Origin of the sequence: Sulfitobacter mediterraneus, assembly GCF_003054325.1 — a bacterium.
Taxonomy (GTDB): domain Bacteria; phylum Pseudomonadota; class Alphaproteobacteria; order Rhodobacterales; family Rhodobacteraceae; genus Sulfitobacter; species Sulfitobacter mediterraneus.
Map to the genome: position 1 here is coordinate 1 of NZ_QBKU01000016.1, position 21,016 is coordinate 21,016.

The 21,016-nt window shown below is 59.2% G+C and carries 23 protein-coding genes; 17 read left to right on the top strand and 6 right to left on the bottom strand.

The window, feature by feature from the left end:
* Nucleotides 1–519 (top strand): zinc-binding dehydrogenase (locus C8N31_RS18790; RefSeq protein WP_146173152.1); only part of this gene is annotated, 519 nt, incomplete at its 5' end.
* Nucleotides 520–567: 48 nt separating this feature from the next.
* On the opposite strand, the gene C8N31_RS18795 is transcribed toward C8N31_RS18790, so the two are convergent.
* A complete protein-coding gene (locus C8N31_RS18795) occupies nt 568–1,221 on the bottom strand; it encodes a histidine phosphatase family protein (RefSeq protein ID WP_025046868.1) in 654 nt (217 codons plus the stop codon).
* Between the two features lie 46 nt (nt 1,222–1,267).
* On the opposite strand from C8N31_RS18795, the gene C8N31_RS18800 reads away from it, so the two are divergent.
* Nucleotides 1,268–2,272 carry an NADP-dependent oxidoreductase gene (locus C8N31_RS18800; protein WP_025046867.1) on the top strand — a complete coding sequence of 335 codons (1,005 nt, stop codon included), beginning with the start codon at nt 1,268–1,270 and terminating at the stop codon, nt 2,270–2,272.
* Between the two features lie 11 nt (nt 2,273–2,283).
* Nucleotides 2,284–2,754 (top strand): MaoC family dehydratase, encoded by a 471-nt coding sequence (locus tag C8N31_RS18805; protein ID WP_025046866.1) that lies wholly within the window; start codon nt 2,284–2,286, stop codon nt 2,752–2,754.
* Here C8N31_RS18805 and hemC read toward each other — a convergent pair whose 3' ends face one another.
* Entirely contained in the window at nt 2,755–3,699 is a 945-nt protein-coding gene (hemC, locus tag C8N31_RS18810) for a hydroxymethylbilane synthase (protein WP_025046865.1), read from the bottom strand.
* A gap of 97 nt (nt 3,700–3,796) precedes the next feature.
* Here hemC and hemE point away from each other — a divergent pair, with 97 nt between their 5' ends.
* On the top strand, nt 3,797–4,831 hold the full coding sequence (hemE, locus tag C8N31_RS18815) for a uroporphyrinogen decarboxylase (protein ID WP_025046864.1): 1,035 nt from the start codon (nt 3,797–3,799) through the stop codon (nt 4,829–4,831).
* Nucleotides 4,832–4,844: 13 nt separating this feature from the next.
* Here the strand turns inward: hemE and C8N31_RS18820 are convergent, their stop codons facing one another.
* Entirely contained in the window at nt 4,845–6,023 is a 1,179-nt protein-coding gene (locus tag C8N31_RS18820; RefSeq protein WP_231476696.1) for a replication initiation protein, read from the bottom strand.
* A gap of 494 nt (nt 6,024–6,517) precedes the next feature.
* On the opposite strand from C8N31_RS18820, the gene C8N31_RS18825 reads away from it, so the two are divergent.
* Nucleotides 6,518–7,909 carry an AAA family ATPase gene (locus tag C8N31_RS18825; RefSeq protein WP_025046863.1) on the top strand — a complete coding sequence of 464 codons (1,392 nt, stop codon included), beginning with the start codon at nt 6,518–6,520 and terminating at the stop codon, nt 7,907–7,909.
* Entirely contained in the window at nt 7,896–8,984 is a 1,089-nt protein-coding gene (locus C8N31_RS18830) for a ParB/RepB/Spo0J family partition protein (protein WP_025046862.1), read from the top strand. Before C8N31_RS18825 ends, C8N31_RS18830 begins: the two co-directional genes overlap by 14 nt.
* 102 nt (nt 8,985–9,086) lie before the next feature.
* On the opposite strand, the gene idi is transcribed toward C8N31_RS18830, so the two are convergent.
* Nucleotides 9,087–9,626 carry an isopentenyl-diphosphate Delta-isomerase gene (idi, locus tag C8N31_RS18835; RefSeq protein WP_037917676.1) on the bottom strand — a complete coding sequence of 180 codons (540 nt, stop codon included), beginning with the start codon at nt 9,624–9,626 and terminating at the stop codon, nt 9,087–9,089.
* A gap of 191 nt (nt 9,627–9,817) precedes the next feature.
* Here idi and C8N31_RS18840 point away from each other — a divergent pair, with 191 nt between their 5' ends.
* The 8 genes from C8N31_RS18840 to C8N31_RS18875 all read left to right on the top strand — a co-directional run bounded on the left by C8N31_RS18840 (nt 9,818) and on the right by C8N31_RS18875 (nt 15,871).
* On the top strand, nt 9,818–10,273 hold the full coding sequence (locus tag C8N31_RS18840) for a c-type cytochrome (RefSeq protein ID WP_025046860.1): 456 nt from the start codon (nt 9,818–9,820) through the stop codon (nt 10,271–10,273).
* Between the two features lie 243 nt (nt 10,274–10,516).
* The gene (locus C8N31_RS18845; protein ID WP_025046859.1) at nt 10,517–11,665 is read left to right on the top strand and encodes an ABC transporter substrate-binding protein; all 1,149 of its coding nucleotides are present in this window, start codon (nt 10,517–10,519) and stop codon (nt 11,663–11,665) included.
* 61 nt (nt 11,666–11,726) lie between these two features.
* Nucleotides 11,727–12,644 carry a branched-chain amino acid ABC transporter permease gene (locus C8N31_RS18850; RefSeq protein ID WP_025046858.1) on the top strand — a complete coding sequence of 306 codons (918 nt, stop codon included), beginning with the start codon at nt 11,727–11,729 and terminating at the stop codon, nt 12,642–12,644.
* Between the two features lies 1 nt (nt 12,645).
* Nucleotides 12,646–13,632 carry a branched-chain amino acid ABC transporter permease gene (locus tag C8N31_RS18855; RefSeq protein WP_025046857.1) on the top strand — a complete coding sequence of 329 codons (987 nt, stop codon included), beginning with the start codon at nt 12,646–12,648 and terminating at the stop codon, nt 13,630–13,632.
* Nucleotides 13,622–14,377: an ABC transporter ATP-binding protein gene (locus C8N31_RS18860; protein WP_025046856.1), complete on the top strand. Its 756-nt coding sequence runs from the start codon at nt 13,622–13,624 to the stop codon at nt 14,375–14,377. Before C8N31_RS18855 ends, C8N31_RS18860 begins: the two co-directional genes overlap by 11 nt.
* Entirely contained in the window at nt 14,374–15,063 is a 690-nt protein-coding gene (locus C8N31_RS18865) for an ABC transporter ATP-binding protein (protein WP_025046855.1), read from the top strand. Before C8N31_RS18860 ends, C8N31_RS18865 begins: the two co-directional genes overlap by 4 nt.
* Nucleotides 15,064–15,065: 2 nt before the next feature.
* Entirely contained in the window at nt 15,066–15,461 is a 396-nt protein-coding gene (locus tag C8N31_RS18870; RefSeq protein ID WP_025046854.1) for an acyl-CoA thioesterase, read from the top strand.
* Nucleotides 15,462–15,472: 11 nt separating this feature from the next.
* The gene (locus tag C8N31_RS18875) at nt 15,473–15,871 is read left to right on the top strand and encodes a RidA family protein (RefSeq protein ID WP_025046853.1); all 399 of its coding nucleotides are present in this window, start codon (nt 15,473–15,475) and stop codon (nt 15,869–15,871) included.
* On the opposite strand, the gene C8N31_RS18880 is transcribed toward C8N31_RS18875, so the two are convergent.
* The gene (locus C8N31_RS18880; protein WP_037910959.1) at nt 15,868–16,338 is read right to left on the bottom strand and encodes a MarR family winged helix-turn-helix transcriptional regulator; all 471 of its coding nucleotides are present in this window, start codon (nt 16,336–16,338) and stop codon (nt 15,868–15,870) included. The two genes, C8N31_RS18875 and C8N31_RS18880, sit on opposite strands and share 4 nt — an antisense overlap.
* Nucleotides 16,339–16,494: 156 nt before the next feature.
* On the opposite strand from C8N31_RS18880, the gene hemF reads away from it, so the two are divergent.
* The 3 genes from hemF (at nt 16,495) to C8N31_RS18895 (ending at nt 20,153) form a co-directional block, all read left to right on the top strand.
* Nucleotides 16,495–17,376 (top strand): oxygen-dependent coproporphyrinogen oxidase, encoded by an 882-nt coding sequence (gene hemF / locus C8N31_RS18885; RefSeq protein ID WP_025046851.1) that lies wholly within the window; start codon nt 16,495–16,497, stop codon nt 17,374–17,376.
* A 7-nt stretch (nt 17,377–17,383) separates the two neighbouring features.
* Complete coding sequence (locus C8N31_RS18890; RefSeq protein WP_025046850.1) at nt 17,384–18,064, top strand: DUF1045 domain-containing protein; 681 nt, start codon at nt 17,384–17,386, stop codon at nt 18,062–18,064.
* Between the two features lie 244 nt (nt 18,065–18,308).
* The gene (locus C8N31_RS18895; protein WP_478126601.1) at nt 18,309–20,153 is read left to right on the top strand and encodes a polysaccharide biosynthesis protein; all 1,845 of its coding nucleotides are present in this window, start codon (nt 18,309–18,311) and stop codon (nt 20,151–20,153) included.
* Between the two features lie 44 nt (nt 20,154–20,197).
* Here C8N31_RS18895 and dmdD read toward each other — a convergent pair whose 3' ends face one another.
* Nucleotides 20,198–21,004, bottom strand: coding sequence for a methylthioacryloyl-CoA hydratase (gene dmdD, locus C8N31_RS18900; protein ID WP_025046848.1), 807 nt, complete (start codon nt 21,002–21,004; stop codon nt 20,198–20,200).
* Between the last annotated feature and the right edge of the window lie 12 nt (nt 21,005–21,016).

Sequence of the window (21,016 nt, forward strand, 5' to 3'; positions counted from 1 at the left end):
GGCAAAGCCGCAGGCGCACGGGTCATCGCCGCCGTATCTTCCGAGGAAAAAGCGCAGTTCTGCCGCGATCTGGGTGCTGACGAAACACTGGTTTACCCTCGCGAGCTGGACCGGGACGGCCAAAAGGAATTTTCCTCCCAGATCAAGAAACTCTCGGGCGGCGAAGGCGTCGATGTGGTCTATGACGCGGTGGGCGGCAATTATGCGGAACCCGCCGTTCGGGCGCTGGCGTGGAAGGGTCGCTATCTGGTCGTCGGCTTCCCCGCTGGCATTCCCAAAATCCCGCTGAACCTGACCTTGCTCAAAGGTTGCCAGATCGTCGGCGTGTTCTGGGGTGCCTCCACCTTGAGGGAGCCGCAAGGCCATGCCGAGAACATGTCGGACCTGTTCAGAATGTACGCGGATGGCCAGATCAAGCCGCGCATTTCGGCCCGCTTTCCACTGGAAAACGCCGCCGAGGCGCTTGAGTTGATGCAGGATCGCAAGGTTCTGGGCAAAGTTGTCGTGACGGTAGACTAGACCCTGAATGGCGTCGCAGTCTCACATATCACACAGCCGGTTGCGCCCTCACAGATGGGCGCAATCGTTGAACCCGCGCACGATCATCTCTTCGCCATGCACCACCAGCCTTGAGATGGATCCATTGGCCGCGCCGCTAAAGGAAAACGCCTTGGCCCCCGTGGCCAGCGCCAGCGCAGCCCCCACTACGCCGCCATGCACAACCACCGCAACCAGTTCATCTGCATGGGCCGCCGCAATCCGCAACAACCCGCGCCGCACCCGCAATTGGAACGCCGCCGTGGTCTCTGCGCCGGGCAATTCGCCCCATTCATGCCGGTCTCGCGCTCGCAGGATCGCCGGATCGCCCGCTGCCGCACGAAACCGGAATTCGCCGCCGTCCCAATCGCCCAGAAACACCTCGCGCAAATCGGCCTCAACCCGTGGCGTCATCCCTAGATGCGCCGCCAGCGGAGCAGCGGTTTGATGGGTCCGCTGCATCGTCGTCACATAAATCGCGTCAATCGGATGATCGCGCAGCCGTGCGCCAACCGCCTCGGCCTGCGCATGGCCTTCGGGCCGCAACGCCGGATCGCCCTGCCCGGCCACCATCGGAAAATTTTGGCCGCGCACAGCCGCCTGTGTCTCACCATGCCGGATCAAAATCAGATCCGCCGCGCCTTTGGGCGCTGTAAATCGGTGTTGCCGCATTTCGTTACTCATAAATCCCCCGCTGACCTCAGCGCAGCTTAACCGCAAGGACAAACCCATGACAAACCGACAAATCGTGATTGCCGAACTGCCCACAGATGCCCTCGGCCCGGAACATTTCACCATGACCGAAACCGCCACGCCAGAACCCGGCGCAGGCGAGGTGCAGTTGCGGGTGGTCCTCATGTCCATCGACGCCGCCAACCGGTCCTGGATGAAGGGTGCGACCTACCGCGCCGCCGTGCAAAAGGGCGACGCGATGCCCACCTATGCGATCTGCGAGGTGATGCAGTCCAACAGCCCGAAACTTGCCCCCGGTGACATCGTCGCGGCAGAGGCGACATGGTCCGAGGTGATCACAATGCCCGCGCATAAAGTGATGAAAATGCCCAAGGTAGAGACACTTTCCCATCTGATGTCGGTCTATGGCATCGCTGGCAAAACCGCCTATCACGGGTTGATGTCCATCGGCCAACCTGTTGCGGGCGAAACCGTGCTGGTCTCTGCTGCTGCCGGGTCTGTAGGCGGTTACGTCGGCCAGATCGCCAAGGCGCTTGGTTGCCGAGTTGTTGGCATTGCGGGGGGTGCAGAAAAATGCGCCTGGGTCACTGACCATCTGGGCTTTGACGCCTGCCTTGATTATCGCGCTCCGGGGTTCTTCAAGGCGTTGCGCAGTGCCTGCCCTGATGGCGTCGATGTCTATTTCGACAATGTCGGCGGCACAGTGCTTGAAATGGCACTGAACGTGATGAACGAACGCGGGCGGGTGATCTGCTGCGGCGCGATCAGCCAATATGACACCGAAAACCCCACCGGCCCGCGCAATCTGCCCGGTGTTGTGGTGGTCAAACGGCTCAAGATGGAGGGATTCATCGTGATGGATTTTGCCCAGAACGATGCCAAATGTCTGCGCGCGATGCAGCATTGGGTTGGCACGGGCCAGATCAAAGTGACCGAGGACATCGTTGATGGTCTTGAGAACGCGCCGCAGGCTTTGATTGGTTTGTTGGCCGGTGACAACAAGGGCAAGCGCATGGTGCGCGTGTCCTCCGATCCATCATAAGGGAGGCGAAAATGTCCGCATTAGAGACTGCTTTTTCAAATGCCGAAGCCCACCTCGGGACCGAAGTGGGCGTGTCAAACTGGATCACGGTAGACCAGCCGATGATTGACCAGTTTGCCGAAACCACCTTTGACACTCAATGGATTCACGTTGATCCCGAACGCGCGGCGGCAGAGACCCCCTTTGGCGGCACCATCGCCCATGGCTTCCTCACGCTCTCTCTCGCCAGCCGCTTTGCCTATGATTGCTTTCCGATGTTGCCCGGTCAGGTGATGGGCATCAATTACGGCATGAACAAGCTGCGGTTTCTGATGCCGGTGCGCGCCGGGGCGCGGCTGCGCGGGCGGTTCACGCTTCAGAAAGTCACCAAGCGCAGCGCAACAGATCTGTTGCGTGAAAACCTGCTGACCATTGAGATCGAGGGCGAAAAGACCCCTGCCCTTGTAGCCGAATGGCTGGGTCTGGCAATTTTTGAGGATTGATCAGCGCCAGTCGAAAAACTTTGGCCCCGCTTGGGCCAGCATCTTTTCGGCCATTTCACGCCCCGCCTTTGCGCCGTCCTCGATAGGACAGCGCAGGGCGTCGCTGATCGCCTCTGACCCGTCGGGGCGCAACACTTCACCGCGCAGGAACAACCCGCCGCCGTTCAGCTCCGCCAATCCGGCAATCGGGGTTTCGCATGACCCGTCCAGCGCCGTCAAAAAGGCCCGCTCTGCTGCCAAACGCTGGCCCGTTGGCCCGTCATGGATCGCAGCCAGCATATCGGCGACCCGTGTGTCATTTTGCCGCCGCTCGATCCCGATCGCGCCCTGCGCCACGGCGGGCAGCATCACATCGGTTTCAATCGCGGTCTTTGGCACGTCCGTCATATTGAGCCGGTTCAACCCCGCCATCGCCAAAAATGTCGCCTCTGCCACGCCTTGATCCAGCTTCATCAGGCGGGTTTGCAGATTGCCGCGAAATTCCACAACCTCCAGATCCGGCCGCCGCAGTTTCAGCTGCGCTTTGCGCCGCAGGCTTGAGGTGCCGACAACCGTGCCCGCAGGCAAATCCTCCAGCGCTTTTGCACGCGGCGAGATAAACGCATCGCGCACGTCCTCGCGGGGCAAATACGTCTCTAACACAAGGCCATCGGGCTGATAGGTGGGCATATCCTTCATCGAATGCACCGCAATATCAATGCGCCCTGCCGCCAGATCCTCTTCGATCTCGCGGGTGAAAAGCCCCTTACCGCCGATCTCTTTCAAGGGCCGGTCAATGATCTTGTCCCCGGTGGTTTTGATCACCACAATCGTGAAGGCCTCGAACGGCAGATCAAAGGCCTTGGCCATCCTTTCACGGGTTTCATGCGCCTGTGCCAGCGCCAGCGGCGATCCGCGTGTGCCAATGTTCAACGGGTTCTGCGGGGAAGGAAGATCATATGTCATGGCGCTTTCGTACCCCTGTACACTCAGGCTGACAACTGTTGTATGTGGCAGCGCGAAAAAGCATGATGCAGCAGACGACAAAGCCGGAAAGATCCCCATGACACAGACCAAAACAATCCTGCGCGCATTGGCGGGCGAAACACTGCCCACGCCGCCGATCTGGATGATGCGGCAAGCGGGCCGTTACCTGCCCGAATACAAGGCCACGCGGGCGCAGGCCGGTGATTTCCTGTCGCTTTGCTACAACCCCGATCTCGCTGCCGAGGTGACGTTGCAACCCATTCGCCGCTATGGCTTTGACGCCGCGATCCTCTTTGCCGATATCCTGCTGGTGCCTCAGGCGCTGGGTGCCGATCTTTGGTTTGTCACCGGCGAAGGGCCGCGCCTGTCCACCATCACCACCGAGGCAGAGCTGAACGCGCTCAAACCGCTGGATGACATTCACGAGACCCTGAACCCCATCTATGAGACCGTGAAAATCCTCTCCCGGGAACTGCCCAAAGAAACCACCCTGATCGGTTTTGCAGGGGCGCCCTGGACCGTTGCCACCTATATGATCGCCGGGCGCGGCACCCCGGATCAGGGGCCGGCCCATGCGCTCAAGGCCGAAAACCGCGCCGTGTTTGACGGCTTGCTCGACCGGATCACCGAGGCAACAATCCACTACCTCTCTGCCCAGGTCGAGGCAGGCGCAGAGGTGGTCAAACTCTTCGACAGCTGGGCCGGATCACTGCAAGGCGCTGATTTTGAGAACTATTCTCTCAAGCCGATGCAAAAGATTACCCAAGCGCTCAAGGAAAAACACCCCGAAACGCCGATCATCGCCTTTCCGCGCGGTGCAGGCGAACGCTACACCGGGGCCCATGCCGCGATTGGCGCCGATTGTATCGCGCTCGACGATGGGGTGAGCGCTGCTTGGGCTGCTGAAAACGTACAATCCGCCGGATGTGTGCAAGGCAATCTGGCCTCGCGGCATATGGTCTCTGGCGGTGAGGATCTGATCCGCGAAACCCGCCAGATCGTCGATGCGCTCTCAGGTGGGCCGCATATCTTTAACCTTGGCCACGGCATCACCCCAGACGCCGATCCCGCCAATGTGCAACTGATGATCGACACCGTGCGCGGCGGCTAACGCCCTGCACGGGCTACGCGCCCATCTCTTCCCAAAAATCGACAATAGCTGCGAAATTGATCGCAGACATCCAGCCGTGACGGTCAAAATCGTCGCGCTGGCGTGTCTCGGTCAATTGTGACAGGAACAGCCGTTTGTCCGCATCCCGTTGGGTCGGGGTCCGCGCCGCTGCCAGATCACGCACCTTTGCCAATTTTGCGGCCCGCGCCGCGACTTCGGGCCGTGTGGGTGCCTTCACCTGCGCCTGATAGTCATCGCGCAGCGCCGCCTTGAGGTATCTCACCGGGTTTTCCACTCCAGCCTGCCCCGTCACATAAGCCAGCTTGGCCGCCACCTGATCCTCGCCATGTTCCGCGATCCATTGCCGCGCCAAGCGGTCGCTCAACCCCATCTCGCGCAACCGCCCATAGACCGGCGCATTGCGCACCCCTGCCCCGTCATCCATGTCCAGAATGGCCAGCTGCGGGTTTTCACCGATGTGAAACCGGATATCAACAACCTCCCTGCCCCGTTTGCGCACTTCCGGCGTCACCACAATGTTGGAGGTCTTGTTCACCTCCGCCACGCTTGGCTTGATGATCTTGGCGTTCAGATGTTTGTAGCTTTGGTAATACGGGCTGTCGTCGACCCCCATCAGCCTGCGAAACAGATCCAGCGACCACCAACCGGTGCTTTTGGTCCGCACAAACCGATAGCAGTTTTCATAAAGCGCCAGCGCATGCCCGCTGGTGAACCGCCGCTGGATGTTCAGATTGATCAGCGCAAAAACCTTTGGATCGTTCAGCTTTTCCGCCAGCGCCGGAGAATAGGCATATTCACAGACCCCTCCCTTCAGCTTGGCATAGCTGAGCAGGCTTGAAACGCCCCATTCCTGCTGGCCTTTGTCATCCAGCATGTCCCACTCCGCAACAGTCTCTGCAAGGCCGCGCAGTGACTGTTTGAGCGTGTCCATATCGTTGGAGTTATAGCCGATCATCATGCACAAGGTGCGGGCATCAATCAGATGCGTTTGCTGATCGGTCAGCGTGTCATAGGCGTTCAGCAACAGAACATTGGACAGCTTGCGTTGCAGCAAAGTCAGCTTGCCGGACACATGGATCGCCGCCACATGTTTCTTCACCGCCCCGCGCCGCAAGGCACCGGTCAGTTGGTCTCGGGGTATATCGTCGGTCTTACTTGCTCGAATGGCCAAAGGTTCGATTCCTTTTTGTGCCTTTGGCGCAGTATGTCGCTTTACGGTACCCGCTTGCAAGTTTTTTTGGGTACCTTAGTTTGGCAGCACGGCGCAGGTCTCCGCCTCAGGCTAAAGGACCCATTTACGGGATCGGGTTTAACGAAATGGCGCTACAACGGGCGATAACCGGCTCTAACACGCACAATACCGTAGAAAGCACCCCTTCCCCCTGCGAATCGCCACCTTTCCTCCCGTATTTAGGTGCCTTTGATCCTGTTATCTGGTGCCCTTGGTCCTGTATACTGGCACCGAAAACATCTTAAACTATTGCAGCTAAATGAATTTTTGATGCTGAAAGTCCTTAAAGATCTCAAAGATTCTACAACCTTTGTTGTGTTCTTTTGGTCAATTGATTCTGCCGAATGGGATTGCAAGTTCAAGTTCACATATGATCCCGGATGTGCGATTGTTTCGCTGACATTTGAAAAACATGCGCACATAGCTGAGGTCTTATGACATCATCGAGCAAACCTGCCCCGCCCCCCTATTTCAACATCGACCCTGCGAAAGCAGCGGCGCGTTTATCGGATCCTATCGACACCGTCCGATTCGCAAAAGCCGCGACCTTTGCCGCCAAGGGGCGCGATGATCTGGCCAAGCGGGGCTATTCCCCGGATGGGCGCAAACGCCTGCGAAAGTTCTCCACATGGGAGGTGTGCCGCTATCTGCTGGATATCGCGCCCGCCCATCTGCGCCGGGTGCTCAAGGCGCATGAGGATTTGCCCCAAGGGGCTGGCGAAGGCGGCTCCAAGTGGTTCACTCTCGAAGAGGTGTTAACCCTGCGTGATCATTTCGCCAGCGAGGGGTCATCTGCCAAACAATACAAATCCTGGCGGCCCGAGGGTCAGCCGGCCAAGGTCATTTCCGTGGCCAATTTCAAGGGCGGTGTTGGCAAGACCTCCACCGCTGCACATTTGGCGATGTCTGCCGCGCTGGACGGCTATCGCGTGTTGGTGATTGATCTGGACAGTCAGGGGTCAATGACATCGATCATGGGCGGTCAGGTCGAGGATGAATGGCAGACTGCCTTCCCGCTGTTGGCGCGTGATTATGCCCGTCATGTGCAGGCCGAGAATGAGACCCGCGCCGCGGCGGGACGCAGCGCACTGCCTCTTGACGAAACCTTAACCGAAAGCCTTGAGGTTTCGCCGCGAAACCTGATCCAGTCCACCCATTGGCCGAACATTGATCTGATCGGTGCGCAGCTAAACCTTTACTGGGCGGAATTTCAGGTGCCGGTCTGGCGGATGCAAGCGCGGTCTTGGCCGCTTTGGGATGCGCTTGCCAATGCGTTGCAGTCGGACAAGATATTGGAGGACTACGACATCATTTTGCTCGATACGCCCCCTGCCCTTGGCTATCTGACGATCAACGCTTTGTCGGCGGCTGATATCCTCTTGGTCCCGCTTGGCGCTTCGTTCCTCGAATTTGATTCAACGGGCCGGTTCTTTGACATGCTCTATTCGACTTTCGCCAGCATCGAAGAGGGCGAAAACCGGATCAGGCGGCAAAATGACCTGCCCGAAATGAAGTTTGAATGGGACGCGGTGCGGGCGTTGATCACCCGCTTTGATGCCGCCCAGCAGACCGATCTGGCCAATGTCATTCAGGCCTATTTTGGGGATTTCATGACCACCTACCGGCAGGAAATGACCGCCATGGTCGGGCAGGCAGGTGAGCAGGTGAATGGGATCTACGAGGCCGATTACCGAGAGTTTAACCGTGACACCTATGTCCGGGGACGCGAGACGTTTGACCGGACCTGGGCCGAGATCAAGGAAATCCTGCTTGGCACCTGGTGGCGCGATGTACAGATGGAGGCGCAGGAAGATGGTAAAGCGTAAAAGACTGGAAACCCCCAGTGTTGATGATCTAAGCCGCATCGAGGAGGAGTTTCGCCGCGAAACCTCCCCGCGCCGTGGCGGGCTTGCCGCCCCGATTGCGCAGGTCGCCGCTGACAGCGCAGATGCCATGGTTGAGGGCGCGCAGACCCGTGATCAGGCAGACGCCAAAGCCATGCGCGCCGCCCGCGAGCAGGGGTTGGTGATCATGCAACTGCCACTGGCCCGTATTCAGGCGGATGCGATGATCCGGGACCGGACCGTGCTGAATGCCGAGGAAATGTCTGAGCTTCAGACCTCCATTTCTTTGAACGGTTTGCGCCTCCCGATCGAAGTGTTTGCCCTACCGAACCCTGAGCCAGACGGCCCGCAATACGGCATCCTGTCCGGCTTTCGGCGGTTCAAGGCGATGCAGCACTTGTTCGAGCTGACCGGAGAAGAAAAATATAGCACCATCAAAGCGGTCTTGCGCGACCCAGATCAGATGGGCGGGGCCTTTGCAGCGATGATCGAAGAGAATGAGATTCGCGCCTCGCTTAGCCATTTTGAACGGGGACGGATCGTGGTGATCGCGGTGCAGCAGGGATCGTTTGTGAATGTCGAGGCAGCGGTTGATGCGCTTTTCCCGTCTGCGTCCAAGGCCAAGCGGAGCAAGATCAGATCCTTTGCCCTGATTTTTGAAGAGCTGGGGGATATGTTCAAATTTCCTGAAATGCTCAGGGAAAAAGAAGGGCTGAAGCTGGCCCAGGCCTTGCGCCAAGGCGGGGGAGAGCGCCTTCGGGAGGTGTTGGCAACGGACCAAGGTTCAACGCCGCAGCGTGAGGCGGAATTGTTGGGGCTGGCACTGGCGGAATTTGACGGTGCGCCAAAGGACAAAAGCCGGGGTGGACGACCGGCGATCAAGACACCCAAGCCGGGCTGGCAGGACAATGAAACGCTACATCTTTCCAGCGGAATCACACTGCGCCGCGAGGAGGATTCGCAAGGCTATGTCATCCGGCTGCAGGGCAGGGGGCTTTCGTCAGACATTATGGATTCGGTGATGTTGGAATTGCAGCATCTGCTGGAAAAACCCTAGGTTTCGCGGCGAAACCTAGCTGAAAAAGATGTAATGCCCGTCCGTGGAAAACACATAAGGCATTGAAAAGACTACGTTCTATGCATCTACGAGCGCCAAGGCCTATAGGCCAAGGATCATGTCGCTGTGGCGGTCCAGATAGATATGTAACCAAGGTGTAAAGGCATCGGGGTCTTGGGCGATCTCGGATTTGAGATCCTCCAGCGTGATCCAGCGGGTGTCCATGACCTCGTCCGGGTTGGGGGCCAGCGGCATGTCATCGGGGGCATCGGCGAGGTAAACCTCAACCAGTTCATGTTCGGTCAACCCGTTGCCGACCTCGGCGCGGTATTCGACCTGTCCGCGATGGGACAGGGAGAGGCCGGTGATCCCCAACTCTTCGGTCAGGCGGCGGGTGGCGCAATCGGCGGGGGGTTCGTCCCACGCGGGATGGGTGCAGCAGGTGTTCGCCCAGAGGCCCGGCGTGTGATATTTGGACAGCGCCCGGCGCTGGATCAGGATCTTGCCCTCGCGGATCACAAAGACTGACACGGCGAGATGGCGCAGACCGCGCAGATGGGTCTCCAGCTTTTCAACAGGGGTCAGGGTGCCATCCACCCATGCGGGGATCATGATCTTGAGATTATCGGTGGTGTTGGTCATCAAAAGCCCGATCAGGAAAGGTTGCCCTGTCAAAACCAAAAGGACGGTGATGTGCAAGCGGAATTGGCCCGGAACAGGCTGCTGCGACAAAGACGCCAATGCGCCTTTCGAATATTTCTACTGGTGGCATTTTGGGGTAGAAGCCGATATCGCCATATTAGGCAGAGTGAATACCGAAAAGGAGTTCCGAGATGAAACAATTGAAATTGGCTGTTCTGGGGCTTGCCCTTGCTGCTGGCCCTGCGTTTGCAGATGGTCACGCCACAGGTGACGCCGCGGCCGGTGAGGCCGTGTTTAAGAAGTGCAAATCCTGCCACTCCGTGGTTGATGCGGATGGCGAAGCGATTGCCAAGGGCGGGCGCAGTGGCCCGAACCTTTATGGCATCTTTGGCCGCGTTGCGGGCAGCGATGAGGACTTTGGCAAGAAATACGGCAAGTCTCTGAAGGCGGCGGGCGAGGCCGGTCTGGCGTGGAACGAGGCGGAATTTGTGGCCTTCACAGCCGATTCCAAGAAGTACCTGCGGGCCTATCTGGATGACAAGAAAGCCAAATCCAAGATGTCTTTCCGCCTGAAAGATGAGCAGGCGGCAAAAGACGTTTGGGCCTATCTGGTGTCTGTTGGTCCGGCTGTCGAAGCCAGCAACTGATCCAAACCACAGCAAAGAATGGAGCGGCGGTGCAGTGCGGACTGTGCCGCCGTTTCTTGTTTTGGACTGACATTTCAAGCTCAAATATTTTGAACTTGAAATAAATTCCGCTCTAAAGTAGCGTCACGTCCACAAAGCCATGGAAAATGGTTCGCGATTGGCACATCGTGCCGAAAGGGCCTGCGCAATGACGGGCCAAAGTTACCAGGGAGACGAAAAATGCAAACAACAAAGATGGCCAAGATGGGCCTCAAGACATTGGGCGCGGCCACTGCTGTTGCTTTGGCGATGGCGGGTGCCGCCGTGGCGGATGGTCATGCCAAGGTGAAGGTCGGTGTGATCACCACACTGACCGGCGGCGGCGCAGGTCTGGGTGTGGATATCCGTGACGGGTTCCTGCTGGCGGTGAAGCAATCGGGCAATGACGGCATCGAAGTGGTGGTCGAGGATGATCAGCGCAAGCCGGATGTGGCCGTGCAACTGGCCGACAAGATGATCCAGTCCGAAAAGGTGGATATCCTGACCGGCATCGTGTGGTCTAACCTCGCGCTGGCCGTGGTGCCAAGCGCAACGGCGCAGGGCAAGTTCTATCTGTCGCCAAACGCGGGCCCGTTCCAATTGGCCGGCAAGGGCTGCCACGAGAATTATTTCAACGTGGCATGGCAGAATGACAACCTGCACGAAGCGGCGGGCGCACATGCGTCTTCGGTCGGGCACAAAAACAGCTTTATCCTCGCGCCGAATTATCCGGCGGGCAAGGATGCGCTGAAGGGGTACAAACGGATGTATTCCGGCGATCTGGCAGGTGAGCTTTATACCAAGCTGGGCCAGACCGATTATGCCGCCGAGATCGCGCAGATCCGCGCATCCGATGCGGACAGCGTGTTTTTCTTCCTGCCCGGCGGCATGGGGATTTCCTTCCTCAAGCAATATGCAGACAGCGGCATTGACCTGCCGGTTGTCGGCCCGGCGTTCAGCTTTGATCAGGGGATCTTGCAGGCGGTTGGCGATGCGGCGCTGGGTGTGCAGAACACATCGCAGTGGAACAAGGACATCGACAATGCGGCGAACAAAGCCTTTGTCGAGACCTTTCAGGCGGAATACGGCCGTTTGCCCTCGCTTTATGCTTCGCAAGGGTTTGACACGGCCAACCTGATCATCAGCGCGATGGGCAAGGCCGATGTGAAAGACCAGGATGCGTTCCGCGCAGCACTCAAAGAGGCAGATTTTGCTTCGGTGCGGGGTGACTTCAAGTTCGGCAACAACAACCATCCTATTCAGGACATCTATGTGCGCGAAGTGATCAAAGAGGGTGACGTTTACACCAACAAGATCATCAGCACCGGCCTGACGGACCATCAGGATGTCTATGCCGCCGAGTGCAAACTCTGAGCAGATGACCATTCACCGGCGGGGCAGGGGCCTTGCCGGTGAAACAATCAAAGGCAGGGCAATGTCTTCTATCCTTATCATTGAGCAGATCCTGAACGGGCTACAGTTTGGCGTCATGCTGTTTTTGATGGCCGCCGGTCTGACCCTGATCTTTGGGGTTATGGGGCTGATCAATCTGGCGCATGGATCGCTGTATATGGTGGGCGCTTTTGCGGCGGCGGCGGTTGCGGGCTGGACCGGATCGTTTTTGTTGGCGCTGGCGGCCAGCCTTGCCGCGGCGGCGCTGTTTGGGGCGCTGATTGAATTGACGGTGATCCGGCGGCTTTATGCGCGGGACCATCTTGATCAGGTGCTGGCGACCTTTGCGCTGATCCTGATTTTCTCGGAGGCGACGCGGTGGGTGTTTGGATCATTCCCGCTGTTTTTGAATATCCCCGAGGCGCTGTCAGGGACGCTGACGTTGCCGGGGGGCATTGAGTATTCGCGCTATCGGTTGACGATCATCCTGATCGGGCTGGCGGTGGCGGTTGGTTTGTTCCTGCTGATCTCGAAAACCCGTGTGGGGATGCGGATCAGAGCCGGGGAAAACGACCGCGAGATGATTGGCGCCTTGGGCGTTGATATTTCCATTCTATATACATTGGTTTTTGCCCTTGGCGCGGCGCTGGCTGGTCTTTCGGGGGCCTTGGTTGGCGCAATTCAGTCGGTTGAGGTGGGCATGGGTGAGCCTGTGCTGATCCTTGCCTTTGTGGTGATCGTGATTGGCGGCATCGGGTCGATAAAAGGGGCGCTGGCGGGTGCGATATTGGTGGGGCTGACTGATACATTGGGCCGGACGATGCTGCCTTGGGCGTTTGCCGCATTTATGGAGCCGTCGGCGGCCAGTTCGGTGGGATCGTCGTTGGCGTCGATGCTGATTTATATCCTGATGGCGGGGGTGCTTTTGTTCAAACCCACCGGATTGTTTGGGAGCGCGTGACGTGATCCGGGAAAGATATATCAACTTTTTGATCGGAGCTTTGCTGCTGATCGTGCCTTTGGTGGCCTTGCAGATGGACGAGCCGTTTATCATCACGCTGGCAACCAAAGCGGCGATCTTGGCGCTGGCCGGTGTGGGGCTGAACCTTGCGTTGGGGCAGGGCGGTCTGGTCAGTTTTGGCCATGCGGCCTATTTCGGGATTGGCGGCTATGCGATGGGCATTCTGGCCAGCCACGCACAGGATTATGCGCCACTGATGGAGGTGCCTTTTGTGATTGAAGGCACAAATCTGATGCCGGTGATCTGGCTGGTGGCGATTGTGGCATCGGCGCTGGCGGCGCTGTTGATCGGGGCGCTGAGCCTGCGCACCAGCGGGGTCTATTTCATCATGGTCACGCTGGCCTTTGGCCAGATGTTTTACTATTTCGCGATCAGTTGGCCGGCCTATGGCGGCGAGGACGGGCTGTCGATCTATGTGCGCAACCAGTTTCCGGGGGTGAATACCCTAGATCCGATCCAGTTTTTCGGGATCTGTTTTGTGGTGCTGATGGCGGTGCTGTTTTTGGTGAACCGGTTGAATAAATCGCCCTTTGGTCTGGCGCTGAACGGGGCGCATCAGAACGAGGAACGGGCGCTGACGGTGGGGATCAATGTGTACCGGTTGCGGCTGGTGGCCTTTGTCATATCGGGGGCGATCACCGGCTTGGCCGGGGCGCTGTTTGCCGATCTCAACCGGTTTGTCAGCCCGACGATGTTCAGCTGGCACACCTCGGGCGAGATTATGGTGTTTATCATTCTGGGCGGTGTTGCGCGGCTGTTTGGCCCCGTGGCGGGCGCGGCGGTTTACATCCTGCTGGAACATATGCTGGGCGGGATATCCGAATATTGGCAGATTTATCTGGGGCTGATCCTGCTGTTTGTGGTGCTGTTTGCCAAAGGCGGCATCGTGGGCGGGTTGGCCCGCCGGGAGGTGCGCCATGACGGATAGCATTCTGAGGGTCGATAACATCTGCAAATCCTTTGGCGCGCTCAAGGCCAGCGACGGCATATCGCTGGACCTGAAACCGGGCGAGATCCATGCGCTGATCGGGCCGAACGGGGCGGGCAAATCGACCCTGATCAAGCAGATTGCGGGCGGATTGAAGCCCGACAGCGGCAAGGTGTATTTTGACGGGCGCGATGTCAGTCAGCACAGCACCGCACGGCGGGCGCGGGCCGGTTTGGGGCGCACCTTCCAGATCTCGGCACTGGCGATGGATTTTACCGTGCTGGAAAATGTTGTGCTTGGCGCGGTCGGGCAAAGCGGATCGGTGTTCCAGTTTTTCCGTGATGCGATGAAAGACACGCGGCTGCTCGAACGCGCCTACAAGGCACTGGACCGGGTGGAATTGCGCGATCTGGCGCATGTGCGCACATCGGAGCTGTCGCACGGGCGGCGGCGGCAATTGGAGGTCGCGGTGGCGCTGACCCTGTCGCCAAAAGCATTTTTGATGGACGAGCCGATGGCGGGCATGGGCGCCGAAGGATCGCAGGCCCTGACCGGATTTCTGGAGGCGCTGAAAGCCGAAGCGCCAATCCTCTTGGTCGAACATGACATGGACGCGGTGTTTGCGCTGGCCGACCGGATTTCGGTGTTGGTTTATGGCAAGATCATCGCAACCGGAACGGTGGATGAGATCCGCACAAACCCCGAGGTCAAGCTGGCCTATCTGGGTGAGGAGGACGCGGCATGAGCCTGTTGCAGCTAGAGCAGATCACCGCGATCTATGGCGCGTCGCAGGCCCTGTTCGGGGTCGATCTGACAATCCGCGAGGGCGAGGTTGTCGCGCTGATGGGGCGCAACGGCATGGGCAAATCCACCACGATCAAGGTGATCAGCCGGTTGTTGAAAAACCCGCAGGGGCAGGTGTTGTTTGACTGGCAGGACATCGGCGCGTTGCCCGCCCACAAGGCGGCGCGGCTTGGCATCGGGCTGGTGCCGGAAGGGCGGCGGTGTTTCACCAATCTGACGGTGCGCGAAAACCTCTTTGCCTCGGCGCGGCCCGGTGAGTGGGACTTTGCCCGTGTGCATGCGCTGTTTCCACGGCTTGAGGAACGCGGCGATCAATTGGCGGGCTCGCTGTCGGGCGGGGAACAACAGATGCTGGCGATTGGCCGGGCGTTGATGACCAATCCGCGATTGCTGATCCTCGATGAGGCCACCGAAGGGTTGGCACCTGTGGTCCGGCAGGAAATCTGGGCAGCGATTGCGACCCTGAAAAAGACCACATCCCTGTCGATCCTCGTGGTCGATAAAACCATCAGCGAACTGCGTCAGGTTGCGGACAGCGTGGTCATTCTGGAGCGGGGTGTGTCGGTCTGGCATGGCACGATGGATGCGTTAAGCGCTGACGTCAAAGACCGGTATCTGGGGGTCTGAGCATGGCATTCACCTATCGGCAAAAGATCAAGTTCCGGCATTGCGATCCGGCGGGCATTGTTTTCTATCCGCGGTTCTTCGAGATGACCAATGACACGGTCGAGGCGTTTTTTGAGCAAGAACTGGACTTTCCGTTCTCCCAAATGCATCAAGCCAGCGGTATCCCGACGGCGCAGATCGAGGCCAAGTTCAAACGGCCAAGCCGGTTGGGCGATGTTCTGGACATCACGTTGCGCTGCACACGGATCGGCCGGTCATCGCTTGATCTGAACTATCACGCGGTATGCGGCACTGAAGAGCGGTTTAGTGCCACATCGACAATCGTATTCATCGACGCCCAAGGCGCATCCACCCCATGGCCGGATCACATCCGCAGCCGTTTAGAGACCCATCTGTAAAGGAGACACGTATGGCACATGAGATCATCCAGCCCGAAGGGTGGGCCAAGGCCAAAGGTTATGCCAATGGTGTAAAAACCGCCGACAATACGCTTTATGTGGGCGGACAGATCGGCTGGACCGCTGAACAGAAATTCGAAAGCCATGATTTCATCGGGCAGATGGAACAGGCGCTGCGCAATATCGTCGATGTGGTCGAGGCCGCAGGCGGGCAGGTGACCGATATCGTGCGGCTGACATGGTATGTGATCGACAAGAAAGAATACGTCGCGCGGCAGGCAGAAGTGGGCGCGGTCTATCGCAAGGTTCTGGGGCGGCATTTTCCGGCGATGACCATGGTTGTCGTGGCCGGTCTGGTTGAGGACGAGGCGCTGGTCGAGATCGAGGCGACGGCGGTTCTGAACAGCTAGATCGCGGCCTCCTCTGCGGCATCGGCGCGGCGCAAAAGATCGCGGATCTGATCCAGATCGGCGTCTTCCAACCCGTCAAAGAGATCGTTCACCATTGCCTCATGGCCCTTGGCTTGCACTTCGAACTGGGCGCGGCCCTCGGCGGTGAGGGTGACATTGACCACACGGCGGTCTTTTTCGGGCGAGACCCGTTCCACCAGCCCGTCTTTTTCAAGGCGGTTCACGATGGTGGAGGCATTTCCGTTGGACACAAGCAACATCTTGCTGAGAGCGGTCATCTTCATCGGGGATTGATTGCGGTAAAGTGCGGCCATCACATCGAACCGGGGCAGGGTGGTGTCATGGGTGACACGCAGATATTCGCGCAGCTGGTTTTCGGTGCCGCGGGTCAGGCGCAGCAGTCTGATCCAGGTGCGCAAACGGCGGCGGGAAAGATCGGGCCGAGAAGGATCTGATTGTGCTGTCACGTGCCTGCCTTTGTGAGGATCATGCCACCATGGGCGCCATGCCGGGCAAGGGTAGGGGGGCGCCGACACCATTTCAAGCGCTCTGCGGCAATCGGCAGGTTTCAACTGCCGCTCGGGCGGTTTAATCTGCATCCGAACAGCAAAGACAGCAGGCCCATGACCGATACATTTGAAACTGAAAAAGCGCAGGCCTCCGGTTGGTTCCGGGAGTTGCGCGACGAGATCGTCAGCGCCTTTCACGCGCTTGAAGACCGGCAGGGCGGCGATGTACCTGCGGGGCGCATGGAGGTCCGCAAAACCAGCCGGACATCGGAAGATGGATCGGACGCGGGCGGCGGCGAAATGAGCGTGATGCGCGGCGGGCGGGTGTTTGAAAAGGTCGGGGTTAATATTTCGACCGTTTATGGCGTGTTGGGCACGCGGGCGCAGTCGGCGATGGCGGCCCGCAAAGGCATTCCGGGGATGAAAGATGATCCTCGGTTCTGGGCCTCGGGCATCTCCTTGGTCGCGCATATGCAAAACCCCCATGCGCCGGCGGTTCATATGAACACACGGATGTTCTGGACCCCGCATGCCTGGTGGTTTGGCGGCGGCGCGGATCTGAACCCTTGCATCGAATATGATGAAGACACCGCGCATTTTCACGCAGAGATGAAGCGGGCCTGCGATCCGCATGGCGATACGCTTTATGATGAGCTGAAGGACTGGGCCGACCGATATTTCTATATCCCGCACCGCAAACGGGCGCGGGGGGTTGGCGGGATCTTTTATGATGATCGCAACAGCGGCGATTGGGCGGCTGATTTTGCCCTGACCAAGGATGTGGGCGCGGCGTTTTTGCCGGCCTTTGTGCCACTGGCGGATCGGCGCCGCGAGATGCCTTGGGATGAGGCAGACAAAGACGTGCAACTGCGCCATCGCGGGCTCTATGCCGAATACAATCTGGTCTATGATCGGGGCACGAAATTTGGTCTTGAGACCGGCCATGACCCGGATGCGGTTTTGATGAGCCTGCCGCCCTTGGCCAAGTGGTACTGAGCAGGCCATGAGCGCCTATGCGCGATATGCCGTCTATGTTGTGCCTCAGGGTGATCTGGGGGCGGCCGGGGCGGCCTGGCTTGGCTGGGACGTTGGTGAGGGTGGCGAGGTTGCGCAGGCTGATGGGCTTGATCTGAATCTGCCCGCGCTTACCCAAACGCCGCGCAAATACGGGTTTCACGGTACTGTTATGGCCCCGTTTCAGATGCGGGAGGGGGCGACCCTAGAGGAATTGCGCCGCGCATTCGCGCAGCTGTGCACCGGCATTGCGGCAGTGCGTTGCGGTGATCTTGAGGTTGTTGCGCTTGGCCGGTTTATCGCGCTGATCCCGCAAAGCGGGGCGGCGGACCTGCGGGCCATGGCGGCGCAGGTGGTGGAAGGGTTGGATCAGTGGCGCGCGCCCTTGCCTGCGGCAGAGTTTGAGCGGCGCAATCGGCCCGGATTGTCCGATGTGCAGCGCGGATATTTGCAGCGCTGGGGTTATCCGCATGTCATGGAGGCCTACCGGTTTCATATGACCCTGACGGGGCGGATACCAAAGGCCGAGGTGGAGCGGGTGGTGCAAGGCGCGCGGGACTATTTTGCGCCGCTGCTGGCCGATCCGATGAGGATTGATGATCTGGCGCTGGTTGGGCAGCGGCCCGATGGGCGGTTTGAGGTGATTGCACGGTGCGCGTTGCAAGGGTGATGGTCATCGCGCCGGGATGGCCCGCACCCGTGAGTGCGGATTGAGGGGCCAGCCCCTCAAACTCCCCGGAATATTTAGAGCCAAAAAGGGGGATATGGGTCCGGTATTAACGGTTTCTTCAGCATCTGCGTTTTTGATGGGGCAGGAAGGACAGGTGACGGGCGCATTGGAACAGCTTGCGAAATTGCATATTCTGCCGCGATGGAAAAAGCGGATTATCCTGATTGCGGTGGACAGCCTGCTGATGTGGTCAGCATTGTTTCTGGCGATGGTGCTGCGCGGCGGTGGGGTGTTTTTTGAGGCCCCGCAAAAGCTATGGGTTTTGCTGGTTGTGATGGGCTTGGTCACGCCGCTGGTGGTGGCGGCTGTGCGGTTGGACCGGGTGAAATTGACCGCGCCTGAAATGATCAGCGGGCTGCGGGTCACGATGGCGGCCGGTTGCTTGGGCCTGATTGCGGCGGTGATGATGACATTGGCCGGGCTGGACCATGCGATTGCTGTGGCGGTGATATTTGGCAGTCTGTTTGTCATGTTTGCGACCGGGGTGCGCATTGCCGCGCTGCATGTGCTGCGCTGGGTGATTGCGCGCACCGGGTCGGTGGACCAAAAGACCATTGCGATCTACGGAGCAGGCGCGGCAGGGATGCAACTGGCGGCGGCGTTGTTGCAGGCTTGCGAGGCGCGACCGGCGTTTTTTGTGGATGACAATCCGAAATTGCAGGGGCTGACGATCTGCGGTTTGCCGGTGTTTGAGGCCGGCAAATTGCCGATGTTGATCGCCCGGCATAATGTCGAACAGATTGTGCTGGCAGCCCCGTCGATGGAACCGGCACGCCGGGATCCGCTGGTCAGGCGTTTGCGGGCTCATGGGGTTGAGGTGCAGGTGCTGCCGTCCTTTGGGGATATGTTGATGGGGCGCGAACCGCCGGGAGAGATCCGTCCCGTTGCGCCAGAGCAGCTTTTGGGTCGCGACAGGGTCGCGCTTGATACACCGCAGATTGCCAAGGCCTATGCCGGGCGGATGATTATGGTGACCGGCGCGGGCGGATCCATTGGCGCAGAGCTGTGCCGGCAATTGCTGGACTGTCGTCCGGCGGGAGTTGTCCTGTTCGATCACAGTGAATTCCAACTCTATCAGGTGCAGCAGGAACTGGCTGATCTTGGCGAAGCGGCAGGGATCAAGCTGGTTGCGCGGCTTGGATCGGTCACGGACATCGCGCGGGTGCGGGAGGTGATTGCGGGCGATGGGGCCGAGATTATCCTGCACGCGGCGGCTTATAAACATGTGCCGATGGTGGAGGACAATCCACTGGCCGGGGCCAAAAACAACGTTCTGGGCACCCATGCGGTGGCCAAAGCCGCCGTCGAGGCGGGGATTGAGCGGTTTATTCTGGTGTCTTCGGACAAGGCGGTGCGTCCGGCCAATGTGATGGGCGCGACCAAACGGATGGCGGAACTGGTGGTGCAGGATCTGCAAACACGCCATGCGGACACCCGATGTGCGATGGTGCGGTTTGGCAATGTTTTGGGCTCATCTGGATCGGTTTTGCCGCTGTTTCACAGCCAGATTGCCAAGGGCGGTCCGGTCACGGTAACCCATCCTGAGGTGACGCGCTATTTCATGACGATGCCCGAAGCGGCGCGGCTGGTGCTGTTGGCGGGTGCATTTGCCAGGGGCGGCGAAGTGTTTGTTCTGGATATGGGCGCGGCGCAAAGGGTGATGGATATCGCGCGGCGGATGATCCGGCTGGCGGGGCGGCAGGAAAAAGATCCGGTGACCGGCAAAGGCGATATTGCGATCAAGATCACTGGCTTGCGGTCTGGCGAGAAATTGCATGAAGAGCTGTTGATTGATCGTGGTAGCCTGATCCAGACACCGCATCCAAAGATTTTGCGTGCCAAGGAAGCGATGCTGAGCCAGATTGAGGTGGCAAGGCTGTTGCGCCAAGTGGAGCGGGCGATTGCCGAGGGAGATCGTGCCCTGTTGCGCAGGATAATCAAGGACCGGATTGAGCCAATGACGCCGCTGAGGCGGATCAAAACAGGCACTGTCCAACTGCGGGTTTCGAAAACGCGGATGCCGGTCTAGCGGGCGATCAAGCCGCCCGCCGGTTCCGCGAAGAGCTTTCGAAATCAGCTGTTGGGGCGCACCCGTGCGGCGCTTTTGTCGGCAAAGGCAGCGAGGCGCGACCGGGCATCGGGCTGGGTGTTAACGACACCGGCCACGACAGCCTCGGCATAGGCGGCATCCATCGCGGACATGTTTTGCATGTGGCTGATCGCGGAACATATGGCGAAGTTGGTCAGCGGCAGGTTTTGCGCCGCCGCGCGGGCCAGTTCCATGGCTTTGTCAAAGCTGGACCCTTCGACGATGTATTGCGCCAAACCCAGATCGACGGCTTCTTGGCCCTGGTACACTCGGCCGGTCAGCATCATGTCGATCATCCGCGATTTGCCGACCAGATCGGCCACGCGGATTGTTGCGCCGCCGCCGGTGAACAACCCGCGCTGGCCCTCGGGCAGAGCGAAATAGCAGGTCTGGTCCATCACGCGCACATGAGCAGAGCTGGCCAGTTCGAGACCGCCACCAACAACCGCGCCTTGCAGGGCGGCGATGACAGGCACACCGCCATATTCCATCTTGTTGAACGCCTCATGCCAGCGCAGGCAGACGTGCATGAAATCGGCTGGACTGCGGTCTTGGTCGTGGTGTTCGATGAGATCGAGACCGGCGCAGAAGTGATCACCTGCCCCTGCCAGAACCACAGCTTTTACCTCTGCGCGAGGGGCAAGGGAGAAGAAATCAACCAGTTCTTCGATGGTGTCGATATCGAGCGCGTTGCGCTTTTTCGGGCGGTTCAGGGTCACAACCCAGACGCCATCGTCCTGCGGGGCGAGGTCAAGGTTGGTGTAGCTGGAGATGTCGATGGTCTTGGTCATGGGGTACGTCCT